The sequence below is a fragment of the Dellaglioa sp. CoH-57-MRSF-16 genome, from assembly GCF_056782055.1.
Map to the genome: position 1 here is coordinate 1 of NZ_JBXAXZ010000234.1, position 233 is coordinate 233.

General features: G+C 56.2%; 1 protein-coding gene. It reads right to left on the reverse strand.

The genetic code is table 11. The features are described 5' to 3' along the window. On the reverse strand, positions 1–201 hold a 201-nt coding region (locus tag AC1RPH_RS08540), incomplete at its 3' end, for a hypothetical protein (RefSeq protein ID WP_481762157.1). Positions 202–233 lie beyond the last annotated feature (32 nt).

The following is a 233-nucleotide window of genomic DNA, read 5'->3' on the forward strand; positions in this document are numbered from 1 at the left end:
GTACAGCGGCGTCTGATCGCAGTCGCGCCCGCAGTACACGACAAACAGTCGCATACCGTCCCGGACGCCGACCCATTTCGGGTCCGTCTGCGTTTTGATCTCGACGAGAGTGCCGAGCGGAAATCGATGGCTCTTTTTCGCGTTATCCGCGCGGTACGTATTGCCAGTTTCAGGATTGATCAAATCGGCTACGTTTTGCACTTTGCGCTCCTTATATGAGAACAGGGCCCGAG